This window comes from Evansella cellulosilytica DSM 2522, assembly GCF_000177235.2.
Classification (GTDB): Bacteria; Bacillota; Bacilli; order Bacillales; family Salisediminibacteriaceae; genus Evansella; species Evansella cellulosilytica.
The window spans coordinates 422,378-439,122 of sequence record NC_014829.1; the positions used below are offsets into that span (position 1 = coordinate 422,378).

At 34.8% G+C, this 16,745-nt stretch carries 15 protein-coding genes and 1 riboswitch; of the genes, 12 read left to right on the forward strand and 3 right to left on the reverse strand.

Annotated features, from left to right (window positions below; translation table 11 throughout):
* Window positions 1–101: 101 nt before the first annotated feature.
* From BCELL_RS02100 to BCELL_RS02125, 6 genes are all read left to right on the forward strand, one after another.
* On the forward strand, window positions 102–563 hold the full coding sequence (locus BCELL_RS02100; RefSeq protein ID WP_013487012.1) for a MarR family winged helix-turn-helix transcriptional regulator: 462 nt from the start codon (window positions 102–104) through the stop codon (window positions 561–563).
* A 308-nt stretch (window positions 564–871) separates the two neighbouring features.
* A complete protein-coding gene (locus BCELL_RS02105) occupies window positions 872–1,825 on the forward strand; it encodes an ABC transporter permease (RefSeq protein WP_013487013.1) in 954 nt (317 codons plus the stop codon).
* The gene (locus BCELL_RS02110) at window positions 1,815–2,762 is read left to right on the forward strand and encodes an iron chelate uptake ABC transporter family permease subunit (RefSeq protein WP_013487014.1); all 948 of its coding nucleotides are present in this window, start codon (window positions 1,815–1,817) and stop codon (window positions 2,760–2,762) included. Before BCELL_RS02105 ends, BCELL_RS02110 begins: the two co-directional genes overlap by 11 nt.
* Window positions 2,762–3,517, forward strand: a complete 756-nt coding sequence (locus BCELL_RS02115; protein ID WP_013487015.1) for an iron ABC transporter ATP-binding protein — start codon at window positions 2,762–2,764, stop codon at window positions 3,515–3,517. Before BCELL_RS02110 ends, BCELL_RS02115 begins: the two co-directional genes overlap by 1 nt.
* 164 nt (window positions 3,518–3,681) lie before the next feature.
* Window positions 3,682–4,683 carry a siderophore ABC transporter substrate-binding protein gene (locus BCELL_RS02120; RefSeq protein ID WP_013487016.1) on the forward strand — a complete coding sequence of 334 codons (1,002 nt, stop codon included), beginning with the start codon at window positions 3,682–3,684 and terminating at the stop codon, window positions 4,681–4,683.
* 270 nt (window positions 4,684–4,953) lie between these two features.
* On the forward strand, window positions 4,954–5,268 hold the full coding sequence (locus tag BCELL_RS02125; protein ID WP_013487017.1) for an antibiotic biosynthesis monooxygenase: 315 nt from the start codon (window positions 4,954–4,956) through the stop codon (window positions 5,266–5,268).
* Window positions 5,269–5,529: 261 nt separating this feature from the next.
* On the opposite strand, the gene BCELL_RS02130 is transcribed toward BCELL_RS02125, so the two are convergent.
* The gene (locus BCELL_RS02130) at window positions 5,530–5,868 is read right to left on the reverse strand and encodes a hypothetical protein (protein WP_013487018.1); all 339 of its coding nucleotides are present in this window, start codon (window positions 5,866–5,868) and stop codon (window positions 5,530–5,532) included.
* Window positions 5,869–6,065: 197 nt separating this feature from the next.
* On the opposite strand from BCELL_RS02130, the gene BCELL_RS02135 reads away from it, so the two are divergent.
* The gene (locus BCELL_RS02135) at window positions 6,066–6,704 is read left to right on the forward strand and encodes a vitamin K epoxide reductase family protein (protein WP_013487019.1); all 639 of its coding nucleotides are present in this window, start codon (window positions 6,066–6,068) and stop codon (window positions 6,702–6,704) included.
* Between the two features lie 353 nt (window positions 6,705–7,057).
* Here the strand turns inward: BCELL_RS02135 and BCELL_RS02140 are convergent, their stop codons facing one another.
* Entirely contained in the window at window positions 7,058–7,225 is a 168-nt protein-coding gene (locus tag BCELL_RS02140) for an aspartyl-phosphate phosphatase Spo0E family protein (RefSeq protein WP_013487020.1), read from the reverse strand.
* A 337-nt stretch (window positions 7,226–7,562) separates the two neighbouring features.
* Here BCELL_RS02140 and BCELL_RS02145 point away from each other — a divergent pair, with 337 nt between their 5' ends.
* Entirely contained in the window at window positions 7,563–7,955 is a 393-nt protein-coding gene (locus tag BCELL_RS02145; protein ID WP_013487021.1) for a hypothetical protein, read from the forward strand.
* A gap of 109 nt (window positions 7,956–8,064) precedes the next feature.
* Here BCELL_RS02145 and BCELL_RS02150 read toward each other — a convergent pair whose 3' ends face one another.
* The gene (locus BCELL_RS02150; protein WP_013487022.1) at window positions 8,065–9,789 is read right to left on the reverse strand and encodes a methyl-accepting chemotaxis protein; all 1,725 of its coding nucleotides are present in this window, start codon (window positions 9,787–9,789) and stop codon (window positions 8,065–8,067) included.
* A 571-nt stretch (window positions 9,790–10,360) separates the two neighbouring features.
* Here BCELL_RS02150 and BCELL_RS02155 point away from each other — a divergent pair.
* From BCELL_RS02155 to guaA, 4 genes are all read left to right on the forward strand, one after another.
* The gene (locus BCELL_RS02155; RefSeq protein ID WP_013487023.1) at window positions 10,361–11,341 is read left to right on the forward strand and encodes an AAA family ATPase; all 981 of its coding nucleotides are present in this window, start codon (window positions 10,361–10,363) and stop codon (window positions 11,339–11,341) included.
* Complete coding sequence (locus BCELL_RS02160; protein ID WP_013487024.1) at window positions 11,338–12,579, forward strand: DUF58 domain-containing protein; 1,242 nt, start codon at window positions 11,338–11,340, stop codon at window positions 12,577–12,579. Before BCELL_RS02155 ends, BCELL_RS02160 begins: the two co-directional genes overlap by 4 nt.
* Window positions 12,580–14,856, forward strand: coding sequence for a DUF4129 domain-containing transglutaminase family protein (locus BCELL_RS02165; protein WP_013487025.1), 2,277 nt, complete (start codon window positions 12,580–12,582; stop codon window positions 14,854–14,856). It abuts the gene before it with no gap.
* A 52-nt stretch (window positions 14,857–14,908) separates the two neighbouring features.
* Window positions 14,909–15,010: riboswitch (purine riboswitch) on the forward strand.
* A 146-nt stretch (window positions 15,011–15,156) separates the two neighbouring features.
* Window positions 15,157–16,695, forward strand: coding sequence for a glutamine-hydrolyzing GMP synthase (gene guaA / locus BCELL_RS02170; protein WP_013487026.1), 1,539 nt, complete (start codon window positions 15,157–15,159; stop codon window positions 16,693–16,695).
* Window positions 16,696–16,745 lie beyond the last annotated feature (50 nt).

Consider the following 16,745-nt stretch of genomic DNA (forward strand, 5'->3'; position numbering starts at 1 on the left):
ACCATAGTGGTTTTTCTCTCAATTGATGAAACAAATGCAGTATTTATGACTCGTGATTCATGTATAATAAAGATTAGATTAAGTTAAGAACGGGGGAGATGATGGAGGATTATAATAAGTATATTTTATCTAACTCGATTGGGTATCAAATATCGAGTACAGCAAGATTAGTAAACAACAGGTTGAATGCAAATTTCAAAGAAAACGATTATCCAGTTACTAACGAACAATATTCAATCATGATTCGTTTATGGGTAGACGAGGGTTTAACTCAAAGTAGGCTCGCTACTCTAACCGGTAGAGACCAAGCGAATGTTTCAAAAGTAATCAGTAATTTAGAAAAAAAGGATTTAGTGATGAGAACACCTCATCCTGTTGATAAAAGAACAAACTTAATTTTTTTAACATCAAAGGGAAAGAAAATGCAATTAGGTTTGATTGAACAAGCGAAAAAAACGATTGAGGAAATGTCCGATGGTATCGATGAAGACGATCTGAAATCTTTTATGGAGATACTTTTAAAGATAAAAGGAAATTTAATAAAACATGAAGTAAACACCTAATTTTTGCATGAATATAGGTGTTTATTTTTTACTTAAATACTTTCCTAGTACCAGCATTTTTAAAGTAATGAAGTATATACTTTTATAATAAAGGATTTTCAACCATTATAATACTTGTTTATACAAATAGTTAACAAAAAACTTATTGACAATGAGAATCACTATCATATATACTGGAACAGGAATAATGATAATCATTATCAATTAAAAGTCAAGAATTGAATAGTACTTCATTCATTTCTTTTTTTTGAACCTTATTGATAATCATTATCATTTAGAGTGGGCATCTGGGGAAGTAGGGATAGAATATGAAACTAAGATATTTATTTCTAGCACTAATTCTATTATCAATCACTTCATTATTTATTGGTGTAACAGGAATTAGCCCGTTAGATATATTCAACTTAACAGAAGAACAAGCACAAATATTATGGATAAGTAGATTCCCACGCCTAGTCAGTATCATACTTGCTGGAGTGGGTATGAGTATTTGTGGATTAATTATGCAGCAGTTAACGAGAAATAAGTTTGTATCACCAACGACAGCTGGCACCCTTGATTCTGCAAGACTTGGGGTTTTAGTTTCATTAATGCTATTTACATCAGCCAGTGCTATTGTTCAAATGCTTGTAGCCTTTATTTTTGCTTTAGTAGGAACACTGGTATTTATGAAGATTCTTGAAAAAGTAAAGCATAAAGATGTGATTTTCATTCCTTTAGTAGGGTTAATGTTTGGGAGTATTGTCGGTTCAGTGACTACGTTCTTTGCATACCAAAACGATTTAATTCAAAATATGTCATCTTGGCTACAAGGGAATTTTTCACTCATTATTAGAGGGCGTTACGAGCTTTTATACATAAGTATTCCGTTGATGATTTTTGCTTATCTCTATGCAAATCGTTTTACGGTTGCAGGGATGGGTGAGGAGTTCTCTGTAAATCTCGGGATTAATTATAAAAGGGTCGTAAATATTGGTTTAATCATAGTTGCTGCGGTTGCGTCAGTTGTGCTGCTGACAGTTGGAATGATTCCTTTTTTAGGATTAATTATCCCGAATATCGTTAGCATCTACAATGGAGATAATTTGAAGAGAAATCTCCCTCATACGGCTTTACTAGGTGCAGTGTTTGTTCTCATATGTGACATTTTGGGGCGCCTCATTATTTATCCGTATGAAATACCAATTGGAACAACGGTTGGGGTAATCGGAAGTGCGATTTTCCTTTACTTATTGATGAGGAGAAAAGCCTATGAGCAATAAAACGAAATTAATCATACTATTCATTTTGTCTCTTGTGTTTACGGCACTATTTATCTTTTATAATCTCAATTTCAGCAGTAATTTAGGTTACATATTGCCTAGACGAGGTACAAAAATATTAGCCATTATTGTAACAGGTGCAGCAATTGCTTTTTCAACGGTCGTTTTCCAAACGATTACGAATAATCGGATCCTAACGCCTAGTATTATTGGTTTCGATTCATTGTATTTGTTACTTCAAACATTTCTCATATTTGTTTTTGGCTCTGCTAGTTTTCTAGTTGTTCATAAAGAAATAAACTTTCTGTTATCTTCTGCTATTATGATTGTTTTTGCTGGTCTTTTTTATAAGCTACTTTTTAGTAAAGGCAGAAATATATACTTCTTACTACTAGTCGGTATTGTACTAGGGACGTTATTTTCAAGTGTTTCCACCTTCATGCAGGTTTTGATTGATCCAAACGAATTTTTAATTGTTCAAGACCGTATGTTTGCAAGCTTTAACAATGTTAATACGGATATTTTAAATGTGACTATCATCATATTTGTTTTCGTTACCATTTACTTTTGGAAATATTTGAAGTACTTAGATGTTCTTTCACTTGGGAGAGATACAGCAGTCAACTTAGGGGTAGATTATGACCGGGTGGTGAAAAGACTTCTTATTTTAGTAGCAATATTGATTTCGATTTCAACCGCGTTAGTTGGTCCTATCTTATTCCTAGGCTTACTTGTAGCCAACGTGACGTATGAATTTCTGAAGACTCATAAGCACTCATACATTATTCCAGGTGCAATTTTAATAAGTATTGTTGCTCTTGTTAGTGGTCAATTTATAGTTGAAAGATTATTTTCCTTCTCTGTACCAATCAGCGTCATCATCAACTTTATTGGTGGGGTGTACTTTATTTACTTACTTTTAAGGGGGCATAAATAATGGTCGTTGTAAAAGGTGTTTCGAAAAAATACGGAAATAAAAATGTTGTCGAGGACATTTCCGTAGAAATTGAAAAAGGAACAATTACTTCATTTATCGGACCAAATGGAGCAGGGAAAAGTACGCTCATATCGATGATTAGTCGTTTAATTGCGAAGGACTGCGGTCTTATTAGCATTGATGATAAGGAGCTGAGTGAATGTAAGAGTGAGGAGTTAGCAAAGAAAATTTCCATTCTTAAGCAATCGAATCACCTCAATATCCGTTTAACCGTAAGAGATCTCGTTGCATTTGGTAGATTTCCATATTGCAAGGGGAACTTGACGAAGGAAGATAAGGAACACGTCGATCAAGCGATTGATTATATGGAACTTCGTGATATGCAGCATAAATTTTTAGATCAGCTTAGTGGTGGTCAACGTCAGCGAGCTTTTATTGCAATGGTTATAGCTCAAGACACGGAGTATGTTTTGCTTGATGAACCATTAAATAATTTAGATATGAAGCACTCTGTGCAAATTATGCACGTACTTAGAAGATTAGTAGATGAACTTGGAAAAACGGTCGTTATTGTTATACATGATATTAACTTTGCTTCCTGTTACTCGGACCATATTGTAGCTTTAAAAGACGGAAAAGTCGTGAAAAAGGGAACTACACCTGAAATTATTAATCCAGAAGTTTTAAAAGAAATCTATGATATGGACATTCAAATAGAAAACATTAATCAAAATCGTATTTGTGTTTATTTTTAGGATAAAAAAATGGAAAGTTGAAAAGGTTTAAACCCTTCAACTTTCCTGCTCACTAAAAGGTAAAGTGTTACTTTATAGTATACCTTGAAGTAAACTGATCACTTATTTCATTATATTATAAAATAACTTTACATAAAAATTATTTTATAGAAGGGGTAATAGATATGAAGAAAAGCTTATTGTTAGTTATTTTAGCGTTCTCTATGATGATGCTACTAGCTGCTTGCGGTAGTGAGGATTCAGAAGGAAGCGAGTCAAGTGAGCCTGTTGTTGAAGAAGAGCAAGAAGGACAAGAACAACAAGAAGAGGTTGAAGAAGAAACTGAAGAACCTTCTGAGTTAACAATAACGCATGAATTAGGGGATATTACTGTACCTGTAAATCCTGAAAAGGTAGTTGTATTTGATATGAATGCTTTAGAAACGTTAGATAAAATGGGTGTAAATGTAACTGGAGTACCACAAGCAAATATTCCAGCTTACTTATCACAGTATGAAGATGCTAGCTATGAGAACGTGGGTACACTTTTTGAAATTGACTATGAAAAACTAGCGGAAATTAATCCTGATTTAATTATCACTGGTGGAAGACAGGCAGAGCAATATGATGATTTAAGTGAGCTAGCGCCTGTTTTGCATATGTCTACCGATTACGATAATTTTTATGAGTCATTTCAAAGTAACATGACAACGCTAGGTCAAGTATTTAATCAAGAAGCGTTTATCGCAAAAGAATTACAAGCAATTGACGATGCTATTGCAGCATTAAACGAAAAAGTATCTTCTGAGGAAACAGCTTTAGTTGTGCTTGCAAATTCGGGGAATGTGAATGCTTATGGTACTGGCTCACGTTTTGGTATTATTCATGAAAAATTTGGATTTACTCCAGTTGATGAGAGTATCGAAGTTACTACTCATGGAATGAATATATCGTTTGAGTATATTGTAGATAAAGATCCAGATTATATCTTCGTTGTGGACCGTGATCTAGTGGTTACTGGAGAGCCTGCCGCTCAAGATACAATTGAAAATGAACTAGTTCAAAATACGAAAGCATATCAAAATGGAAATATTCACTATTTAAACCCTGATTATTGGTATATAGCAGGTGGTGGAATTGTTTCTGTTTCTGAAATGGTAAAGGCAATTGAAGAAGCGTTGCAATAAAAGAAAAGTGAATGACTCTTAGTAAATTACATTACTCGATGAGACTGTCCCAAAAAGCTATTAAAATGGGGGGTGCAATGGATCCCCCAATTGACTTTTAGTGGGCTTTAGAGATCGCAGCGGCCCCACTTATTACTTAGAGGTTGACTCAGAAGGTAAAAAATTCGGCCTTTTGCGTCAACCTCTTTTTTACTAAAAGGACGGCTTTTTTTATTTTAAATTAAAAGAATTTTATGAATTTAGATGAAAGGTATAGGAGGCTTATGATAGATGTTAATTCAAACAAGGACAATAACAGTGAAACCAGGTTATAGTGATCAAGTTGTTGATCGCTTTAGTGGAGATAGTCCCATCGATACAATGGACGGGCTTATTGATCGAACTGTAGTGGTAAACCGAAAAAAGAGAGATCAAGAAGAAGTAATGGTAATGATACGCTGGGAGTCATTAGAAGCATGGAAGAATTGGGAAAAAAGTGATGCGCATATCCAGGGGCATAGAAACAACAAAAATAAAGAAAAACCTGAATATATTCTCGATATAAATGTAAATATGTATGAAGTGAAAGCTGTGAAAAAACGCTAGTCTATACAGTTGTCTATTAATAAGATTGAGCATACAAGAAGAAACACAACCACCTTAGCCATTAGTAAAAATGAGGAAACCCTCTTTTAGGGTTTCCTTTTTTGATGGTATAAGAAACTATTTTTAAAAAGATAAGAAAGTTAAATTTTGCGGCGGAATTGATGCCACGCGTAGTAGCGAGCAGAGCAAACTACTATCATTTCTTCACCGCTTCTAAGAAAAGACTAAAATGAGACACACCAAGCTCGTTTTTAGTTTTTCTTATTTATTTGTAAAGCCTTTTCCAACAACTGTTTTCTCATCTAAATCAATGAAAACAGTAAGTTTCCCCGAAGAATCTACCTCTGTATGATGAAAAGTAACAGAAAAAACCTCACTTTTATCATAGTTCTTATCAATCAAAGGTTTATTCTCACTAGTAACTGGTACTTTCTCAACGAACGAATCTTTTGGAGAAACTGGGATTAATTCACTTTCTTCAACTGTAAGGCTATTAAATGCAATCATCTCAAAAGATAAATCATTAGAATCAAACAAGTTACAACTAGTCAAAGTAATTGTTATTAGAAGTAGTAGTGTTCTAGAAATGAGTTTGTTCAATTTATCCCTCCTTAAGTACATAATAGACGATTTTATTTGATAAAAGTTTCAAAATGATAGTGCTTCCTATGGCTCAACTTCAACTCTAACATTTTCCAGTCAAAAGATAATAGAACACTATCTCTTGACATACCCCTATAGGTATTTTATAATACTTTTATACCTGAGGGGGTATATAAAAATTTGGAGGGATTAATATGAATGAGTTATTACATGAAAGAGAGATAAATCAAGAGACAACTAATGATACATCGTATCAATATAAGCCTGCTGTACGAAAGCTTTTTGCTATTTTTACTACAGTTGCTGCTATCGGTTGGGCTGTGAGTGTTTTCTTAACGGGGGTCCATTTTTGGGTGCTGCCTTTACCTACTGGATTCGATGTAACTGGTACACCTTGGGCAGTTATGACAAGTGAGTGGGCGTATGTGTTAGGAATTCCATTAGCTTTACTAGGTGCATTTTATTATTTGACGGTTCTATTATTGGCAGGGTTGTGGTATCACTCTGGTCATCCTTTAGTGCTAAAAATTTTAACGCCAATTTCAGCGACAGGTGTGATTGCTTCAGCTTTCTTTGTCTATCTGCAATTATTTGTTATTGAGGCGATTTGTCCATTTTGTATGGTGTCTGCTGTGGCATCGACAACTCTCTTTGTAATTGAGTTATTGATGCTACGTATGAGCAAGCTTCCACCTATTCGTGAGCTATTACCGAATGTTCGTACTCTGTTAGATAGAAGAAGCTTAATATCGTTGTTCCTTATGTTGATAGTTTCGGTACTACCAGTGCTCAGTTTTTGGTTTGCGACAATTGTTCCTGCACCTGGTGGATAAGAATCATAATCTTTCTTAGAAAAAAATCAGGATGGAGACTCAAAAGGTTGATTTTTAACTATTGAGTCTCCGTTGTAATGTAGAAGGCATTGGAAAAGGTCTTAATGTAGAGGAGAGGTATAGCCATTGCTTTTATTAGCTTATGGAACACGCCTTTTCTAAGGGTATTATTTAAGTAATAGCGCTATTTAGGTCCAACAGTAAAGCTTATGTATTCCAACACAAACAAATCAAAACTTAGGTAGTTTTTAAAAGGAGATATAATTTTAGGGGATAATCAATCTTGGTTTCACAAGAAATGGAAAAGGGGTTTTTGAATATAAATATACTAGTTGCTCAAAAAAACGTACACATTATTGAGAAGGTCGTTTTCCAATCTGATAATATTGGTTTAATAATTCATCTAATAGCTTACTACAATTAATTGTCTCAGGATGAGTAAGTCCTTTCTTCATTCCTGCACATATCAATTTAGACCTAGCTACTTCAATGTCATTAATTAAATTTAATAGTTTGCTCATTATTTATCACCTGTTTAAAACTTCACATATTTTTAACACTAAATTCTAGTTTAATTTACGATATGTAAAATTGAAAGGAAAAGCTTCTGAAATATGAGTAATTTCGACATGTTTTTTGTGCAGCAAGCTCTACTTTGTCATGCACACTCCTGTCATCTATCTGACATATAACTTGGGCGCATATGTTAATCGACTAGGACATATTTACATATTTTAAGCATATACACCTCATTCAATAGTCCTATAGACGAAGGTTTGTTATAATACTAAAACTAAGGGACCAGTGTAAAAGGAAAATAATGTTAGCTGGTTTGAAATGAAATAAGGAGTGGAGAAATTGAAAAAAGTTAGTTTAGTGGCATTATTATTTTTATTTATTGTGAGTATGATGGTTGGGTGTTCTGAAGCGAAGAGCCAGCAAGCGATCATTGGGAAGTGGGCTATTACGGATTTTAATGAGAAAGAAACAGACGCAGACCTTGGAATGCTTGGAAACCTTCAGAATAGTATTTTTAGAATGGCTTTTGCACCCGGAACAGTGATTGAGTTTATTAATGAGGAAAGAATGAGTATAGGTGTAAACAGTATAGATTATAAATGGGTCTCTGATAGTAAGTTAGAAATGGGTCCTAGCACAGATGAGGCTATTTTATTTGACGTTACGCTAGATGATACAAATTTAATACTAGAAAATCAATTCTTTACGATAGATTTGAATAGAACGGAATAATATAGAAAGAGGGTGATTCAGAAGGTTCAATTTTACCTTTTGATTCACCCTTTTCTATGCAGATTAACGTATTTTTTGTCCTCTCCCGCAATTTAAAATTAAGTTTTCCTTAGACTTTTAACCTATCTGTTACTTTTTTTAGTTGTTCAACGATATTTGTGAGTTGTTCACTTGAATGAGTAGATTTATCAACATGACCTGTAAGTTCTTCAATAGAGGCTGTAATTTCTTCTGTTCCAGCAGCGTTTTCTTCTGCTACAGCAGAAAGGCTCTGCATAATAGCAACAATTTCGCCTTTATTGCTGGTCATCTGTTTACCAGAATGATTCAAGTCAGTAATGCCATCTTTCATTGTTTCAACAGTTTTAGAGATATCAATTAATTTATCATTCACATTATTTACGTTACTTGATTGATAAATAATAATTTCCTCTAGCTGCTTCATAGTAGTAGATGCTTCTTTTGAATTTTTTCCTAGTTCACTAATATCTTTAGTGATTCCTTCGGAAAATTGTTTCGACTGCTCTGCTAACTTTCGAATTTCATTAGCAACTACTGCGAATCCTTTTCCGTATTCCCCGGCCCTTGCCGCTTCAATGGAAGCATTTAATGCCAATAAATTTGTTTGTTCGGTAATAGTGAGAATGCCATCAGTTGCCCTTTCTATTTTCTTGGTGCTTTCTGTTGATTTTAATAATTTATTAGCTACTTCACTCATCGTTTCAGTAGTAGTATCATTTGATTTAATTAAATCATGAGTTACCCTTTCAGCTGCTTCTTTATTTACTGTTATTTCTATAATTAATTCGTTAAGTCTTTGAAGCTCTAGCTGATCTTTTTCAATAATATCTCCGAGCAGTTCAACCTTTTCTGTACCCTGTTCCGTTTCATTTGCTTGACTAGACGCACCAGAGGCAATATCTACAATAGCAGAGGAAACTTCATTTGCGGATATGGATGATTGTTTTGCTATGTTCACAAATTGAGCTGTACTTTTTGAAACCTCGGTTGTTGTGTTAACTAGATACTCAATCATTTCACTTCTTTCTTCTTTTAACACTTGAATAGCTTGTCCAATAATAGCGTATTGTCCACCCTGTTTTTTTAATGTATATACAAGTCTTTCTAGATCTAATTCTTCAGATGTTGAATAATCTAGCAAATTTAAGTGAATATTCTTTGCTGATTTTAAATGTATATCTACACCAACAACTCCGACTGCTTTACCATTTTTTCGTATTGGCATAGCTACAGTTGTCATTAACGTTTCTTGTCCATCGATGTCAAAGTGGAAAGGCTCTAATATCGTCAATTTCTCTTCATTTAAAGGCCTTGTATAGAACTTTTCGTTTTGTAAGTCTTCTAAATAAGTTACTTCAATTCCTTTATCGCCTCTATATACATATGGAGACATTTGCCCATGCGTATTTCCATTTTTATTTATGTTGAGCGCATCATTATTGTCAAACTGATTAGGCTCCCAGGCTGCCCAAACTCCTAGATATTGCTTGTTTTCATTTAAAAATATATTTAGCTTTTTTATTACTTCATCGCGATTTTTAAAGTCGTGATTTTGGATAGATGTATACATACTTTTTGTCGTAGTGATAGCTTTTTCTATTACAATATAATCGCTTAATGATGCTTTTTTAATACCGCCAAGAATAAAGTCTAACAATCTTTTTGATTTGTGAATTTGCCATACCATATATACACCTATAAGAAGTGATATAGTAGCAAAAGATAAACTAAGGTAATTAAGGGGCAATATCGTATGAGTTGCCAATGAAATAATAAATAGGGTTAAAAGTATTGCAAGCTGTAAATTTTTCATGTTGTAGCTCCTCCATTTTCTGCTCAGTACTGCTTGTATAATAGCTAATGGTATTAAATTGGTATTTTTAGGTCTAATATACTAAGCACTTTTACCTATAAATAATATATTTAAACATCATCAGTTGTAAACAAATATGTCTTAATTAGATAAGTTTATTATTACGTAAAAAGGGTATACAATATTGAAATTTACTCACGAAGGTGGAGGTGATTATTAGTGGTACAACAAGCACGTACAATATTTATAAAAACAATAAGCACTGGAAGTTAGACAAGGACTGGTTCATTAAAATGGAACCAGTCCTTTCATTTGTACGGGCAACTTAATTGGTTAATAAAACGTCTGTTATTAATGAAAGAAATGAGTAATACTAGATTCATAGATAAATGGAAAAAAAAGCTTGTTTTTCAAATAAATTGTGATTCAAATGTAACGTAATACAATCATGTTCATGATATGATAGTTTATATCATTGTACTATCGTAATCTACTTATTTAATAAAATGAATGAAGCGAAGATTACCGCTTTTCTCATATACATGTTATTGACGACATTGAGGAGGTAGCTATGTTTAAAAATCACCATGCAGAAGAAATACAGTTGAAAGAAAAGAACGTTGAAAAAATGATTGGAAATGTAGAAAAGGTTGTAGTTGGGAAAAGGAGAGAAATTGAATTAAGTACGATTGCACTATTAAGTGGAGGGCATGTGCTACTAGAGGATGTTCCAGGAGTAGGGAAAACTATGCTCGTTCGTGCCATGGCAAAATCACTCGGAGCTAATTTTAAGCGAATTCAATTTACGCCAGATTTGCTACCATCCGACGTTACCGGTGTCTCTGTATTTAACCAGAAAACGATGGAATTTCAGTTTCGTCCTGGTCCTATAATGGCTAATATCGTACTTGCAGATGAAATAAATCGAACGTCACCTAAAACACAAGCGGCACTTCTTGAGGCACTTGAGGAAGGTAGTGTGACTACCGATGGAGAGACGCGTGAATTGCAAGAGCCATTCTTTGTGATGGCAACACAAAATCCGATTGAATATGGTGGGACGTACCCACTACCAGAAGCGCAGCTAGATAGATTCTTATTCAAATTTAAGATTGGTTATCCAACAAAGGCTGAAGAGCTAGATGTTCTAAACCGTGTTGAGAAGCAGCACCCTATTGATCAATTAGAACCTGTACTTTCATTAGATGATTTAATACAAATGCAAAAAAATGTGCTTGATGTATACGTAGATAACACTGTGAAGCAATACATCATAGATCTCGTTAACACGACGAGAATTCATTACGCAGTTTATCTTGGAGCTAGCCCGCGTGCATCGATTGCATTAATGAAAGCTAGTCAAGCGTATGCGTATATTCAAGGGCGAGAGTATGTAGTTCCAGATGATGTGAAATACTTGGCACCTTATGTTTTAAGGCATCGTATCCTTTTAAACTCGGATTCAAAGCTATCAAACGTGACGAACGAACAAGTGATTAAGGAAATTATTGATCAAATTAGAATTCCTGTAGGAAAAGAAGCAGCAAAATGAAGAAAAGAAATCAAGTCATTTACTGGATAAAACTAGTTTTTAAAGCGCTACTCGTTCTACTATTATTTATTAGTTTGTTTAGCTATGCGATGTTTCAAGGAGGATTTGTAAGCTGGTTTTTGCTCTATAGTATCATGTCTTTAGTTATCCTTATGCTCCTTTACACGCTCATTCCTTTAGGGAGTTTTAAAGTTAAAAGGGACTTAAAGAAAAGAGCAATTCCCTCAGGCACGGATATGACAGTGACCGTGAATGTGAAAAGAAAGTGGCCGTTCCCATTTTTATATTTAGTTGTTGAGGATGGCATTGAGAATAAACTAGAAAAACAGATGAGAAACGTAGATTATAAGATTATTTTTTATCCATCTTTTAAAAAAGAGCTGAAGTATTCTTACACCATTCCAAATATGAAAAGGGGAGAATACTTTTTCTACAATGTTCGTTTAGAAACGAGCGACATGTTTGGACTTTTTAAAAAGAAAAAGTATGTTACTGAACAAGATTCATTTTTAGTTTATCCAAATTACCATGAAATTGAGAGATGGTCTGCATACGAAAAAAACGAAACAGAAACAAGACTTTCATCAGCGGATTTCATTGAAGATGTTACTTCTATAGCTGGAGCTAGGGAATATGTTCCTGGCGATAAGCTAACGAGTATAGATTGGAAAGTGACTGCTCGTTCCAATAAATTAATGACGAAAGAATTTGAAGAATATATCGGGCAAAATTATATGGTTATTTTAAATAATCACATACCTAATGAAAATTCTGACACATTGGAGGCGTATGAAAAATCAGTCGAGCTTGTGACCTCACTCATTATGCATGCGACAAGGAAACAATTAAAGGTTGGTCTATGGACGTTAGGGAATAAGCATCGTATATTTTCTTTAGATACTGGAGAAGACCATCAAAAAAGACTTATCTACCATCTTTCCAAAGTTGAAGGCGAGAATAAGGGGAGCTTCCATACTGGACTCAAGCAGTACGATGATAATATACAAAATGGAACAACTTTGTTTTTCGCCTCTACCGAAATTACTGATGAAATAATTGAGAGAGTACGTATTTATTTATCTCGTAGAATTAAAGTGTATTTTTGTCTATTAAAGAAACATCACGCTATGGATAAGCTTGAAGAAAAGAGATACAGGGAGTTGCTTCGAATTGGAACAGATGCGTATCTTTTAACAGGAGCTAATATCGATCATGTCATAAAAGCAGCAGGTGATTAAATGAAACAAAAGCTTGGTAATCAAGCATCAACAAACTTACATCTTTATATTTATGTGTTAGCTTTTCTTATTTTATGGGAATGGTTAAGGCCGATACCGATCATTACAAATACAGGGCACATTCAAGTGTTTGTTTTCTTTGCGCTATTTTCCTGTATTCTCATATACTTTAAAACGCCTATTTATGCGATGCTCCCTTCGATGTTTATAGGAAGTATATTAGGATTGAATTATATATTTAATAGTCAAAAACTATTAGATTTTCAAGGCTTCATGGAGACAGTGCAGCGCTTTTTCACTGAAGCGATCTATAATATCCACCTCATTGTTTCGTGGAATCTAGCTTCATTAACCGACTTTTTTCGGACATTTTTACTCTTTTTATTATTATCTTTAATCTGTTATTTGCTTTATTTTTGGATTTTCCATACGAAAAAAATCTTTTTCTTTTTACTTTCTACAGTTATTTACATCACGGTGCTCGATACATTTACAGAGGTGGATGCGTCTAATGCCATTATACGAATTGTAGTTATCGGATTTTTCATTATGACTTTACTTCATATGTTGAAAATACAGGAAGAAGTAAAGGAGATCGGACAAAAAAGAATCATTCCAATTTCGATTACATGGATGTATACACTTATTATTATGATTGTCGTTGCATTATTTATTGGAATAGCAGCTCCGAAGCAGGAGCCGAGATGGGCGGATCCGGTACCGACATTTAGAAGCCTCGTTCTCGGTGAAAACGGCATCGGTGATGGTACGAGAAGAGTTGGGTATGGAGATAATGATGAAATTTTAGGTGGTGGCTTTGTTCAAGACTACAGTACAGTCTTTTTTGCCGAAACGACGTACGCTGGTTATTGGCGAGGGGAATCAAAGGATGAATACACAGGTAGAGGCTGGATAGCTGAAACATCAGAAGTACAGTCAGAAACGGTGTTTGAACAAGGGGAAATTGACTATTGGTTGTTTGGACAGTTTTCAGAAACTGTCGAGCATTATGTAAGAATAACGTTAGCAGAGGATCAAAGCTTTGATCACTTATTTTATCCAGGACAGCTCACAGGCGTAAACGTAGATTCGCTACGTGTGCATGTAAATGGACAATTAAGTGATGCATCAGACGTTGACTTTTTCACAGATATCACTAGTGGGAAAGTGTCAGCAAAAACCAACAATGTGAATGATGAAGTGTCATTGACTAGCTATTCTTTATCCTTTGAACCGGCCAAATTTCCGATAGATGCGCTTCAAAACAGTGAGGCATCTGATATTGACGTAGATGAACGTTATTTACAGCTTCCAGATACACTACCTGAACGAGTCTATGACTTGGCAGAGGAAATTGTTGCAGACCATGATAATCTTTTTGATAAAGTGGTGGCAGTTGAACAATACTTCTCAGAAAATGATTTTGAATATGAGACTACGAATGTTCCAATACCGGAAGAGGGGCAAGACTATGTAGATCAGTTTTTATTTGAAACCCAATATGGTTATTGTGATAATTTCTCCACAGCGATGGCGGTGTTGTTAAGAACACTAGATATACCTACGAGATGGGTCAAGGGGTTTACGCAAGGAGAGGTAGTCGATTATATTGGTGAAAGTACACAGCGGTATGAAGTACTGAATAGTAATGCGCATTCATGGGTGGAAGTTTATTTTCCTGGTGTTGGATGGGTACCATTTGAACCAACACAAGGGTTCAATAATAATGTTGACTTTTATGAGGAGTCAGAGGAAGCATCTTCTAATATTGAAGAGGAAGAATTTCCAGAGGAAGAAGAGCTTGATGAGCAAGATCAAGAAATTCCGTCTCCTGAGGAAGATGATTTACTTGAAGACGAAGATGAAAATGACACAACTACCATCAATAATGACCGTTTATTTGCAAATCCATTCACGATGAAAAACATACTGATTTCTATGTTCGTTTTATTGTTTGTCGTCTATTTTTATAGAAAACAGAACATATTACAAAACAAATACTTTATGATGAAATATCGTATTAGTGGTAAAGATGAAAAATACTCAGACGCTTACGAGAGGTTACTTTGGATACTTGCTAACGAAGGGCTTCCAAGACAGTCCGGTGAGACATTACGAGAATACGCTAAAAGAGTCGATCGATTCATAGATTGTAAGGCTATGACGGATTTAACGAATACGTACGAAAAAATCTACTATGGTGGGAAAGTAGCTGAAGGCGATTGGGAGAAGCTTCATAAAGAGTGGGAAAGAGTTGTCAAGACTATCACCTCTTGACCGTGACTCGTTACATTGATAAAATAAATCAGTATTTGATAGATTTTGTGAAGTGAATTCAATAATGATGCCTCATATATATTTAGGAATAAGGCCTAAGTGTTTCTACCAGGTAGCCGTAAACAACCTGACTATGAAGGTAGACCTTTCTTAACGTAAAACTAGAAATTCTGCCTTCGTGTATTTAATTCACGAAGAGAGTTTCTAGTTTTTCTTATATTATAAGAATGAATGGTATCGTTAGGGTAAACATTAATATTAGTATTGTCGTGTAAAAAAATGACGTAAAGGTGGATGAAGATGCAAGAAATTAAAGAAAAAATTATTGTGCTTGATTTTGGAGGTCAATATAATCAGCTCATTGCTAGGCGTATTCGTGATTTAGGTGTGTATAGTGAATTGCATTCACATAAAACTTCTATTGAGGAAATAAAGGAAATGAATCCAACTGGAATTATTTTTTCAGGAGGCCCTGGTAGTGTTTATGCCGAGGACGCACCACGCTGTGATGAAAGAATTTTTGATTTAGGTATACCAGTGCTTGGAATTTGCTATGGTATGCAATTAATGACGCACCATTTTGAAGGGAAAGTGGAAGCAGCTAATCACCGTGAGTACGGAAAAGCAATTATCCAAGTTGAAAACAAAAGTAAATTATATGACGGTTTAGAGGACAAGCAATCCGTTTGGATGAGTCATGGTGACTTAGTCGTTGCTCCACCAGCAGGTTTTACAGTAGATGCAACGAACGTATCTTGTCCTGTAGCGGCAATGAGTGATGAAAGCAGAAAGCTTTACGGTGTACAATTCCACCCAGAAGTTCGTCATTCAGAGTTTGGGAATGAAATGCTTAGCAACTTTGTTTATAAAGTTTGTGAATGTAAAGGCAATTGGTCAATGGAAAACTTTATTGATATGGAAATGGATAAAGTTCGCGAGCTAGTTGGCAATAAAAAAGTATTATGTGCGCTAAGTGGTGGTGTAGATTCCTCTGTTGTTGCTGCTCTCATCCATAAAGCAATTGGCGATCAGTTAATATGTATGTTTATCGATCATGGACTTTTAAGAAAAGGAGAAGCTGATAGCGTCATGAAAACCTTCTCTGAGGGCTTTGATATGAATGTGATTAAAATTGATGCACAGGAACGTTTCTTGTCAAAGCTTGAAGGAGTCAAAGATCCAGAGCAAAAACGTAAAATTATTGGAAACGAATTTATTTACGTTTTCGAGGAAGAGGCAGGAAAATTAACTGATGTTGATTTCTTAGCACAAGGGACTCTTTATACAGATATTATCGAAAGTGGAACAGATACTGCCCAAACGATTAAGTCTCATCATAACGTTGGTGGGCTCCCTGAAGATATGCATTTTAAGCTAATAGAGCCGTTAAATACGTTATTTAAAGATGAAGTTCGCGAGGTTGGAACAGAGCTCGGTCTTCCGGAAGAAATTGTTTGGCGTCAACCGTTTCCAGGCCCGGGATTAGGGATTAGAGTACTCGGTGAGATTACGGAAGAAAAGCTGGAAATTGTTAGAGAATCAGATGCTATTTTACGTGAAGAAATTAAAAAGGCCGGATTAGATCGAGAAATTTGGCAATATTTCACTGCACTTCCTGATATGCGTAGTGTTGGTGTAATGGGAGACGCTAGAACGTACGATTATACAGTAGGTGTACGTGCTGTGACATCTATTGATGGTATGACATCTGATTGGGCTCGTATTCCATATGAAGTTTTGGAGATTATATCTACTAGGATCGTAAATGAAGTAAAGCATGTAAACAGAGTTGTATATGATATTACTTCTAAGCCACCTAGTACGATTGAATGGGAGTAACAAAATATCCTTTTTTTGGATAAAGACGATTGAAAAAGAAATAAAACACT